Origin of the sequence: Bradyrhizobium sp. NBAIM08, assembly GCF_020193935.1 — a bacterium.
Lineage (GTDB): Bacteria > Pseudomonadota > Alphaproteobacteria > Rhizobiales > Xanthobacteraceae > Bradyrhizobium > Bradyrhizobium yuanmingense.
Genome location: NZ_JADYVR010000361.1, coordinates 1 through 446, shown reverse-complemented (window position 1 = coordinate 446; position 446 = coordinate 1). Strand labels below are relative to the sequence as shown.

At 76.2% G+C, this 446-nt stretch carries 1 protein-coding gene; it reads right to left on the bottom strand.

Annotated elements, in window-relative coordinates:
- The coding region (locus I6F37_RS39905; protein WP_225154364.1) for a hypothetical protein at positions 1 to 446 on the bottom strand (446 nt) is incomplete at both ends.

Sequence of the window (446 nt, the reverse complement as noted above, 5' to 3'; positions counted from 1 at the left end):
GGCCGTAGCTGCGGCGACCGATGGCGACGAGGGGGGCCCAGCCGAGCGCCGGTCGCACGATCCGCGACGACGGGTGCACAGCGACGAGGACGAGGACCAGCGCCAGCACCGACACGAGCGGCAGCAGCCACTGGTAGACGTAGGCGGCCGTCAGCGTTGCCGAGGCGGCCGCGCAGGCGAGCGCCGCGAGCGCCACCCCGCCGGCGGTGTCGAGCACCCGGCCGGGATCGCCGCCGGTGCCGGTCGGTCGCCGGCCCGGTCGCCACACGAACGCCGCCGCCGCGCCGAGCAGCAGGCCGCTCGAGCGGGTGAACGTCGACAGGTACAGGAAGTTGGTGCGGTCGACGCCGCCGAGCAGCGACAGCGGCCCCGGTCCCCCGAGCTGGACGACGAGCGTGACGACCATCGCGACCAGGGCAGCGACGGCGAGCAGCCGGGCGATGGCG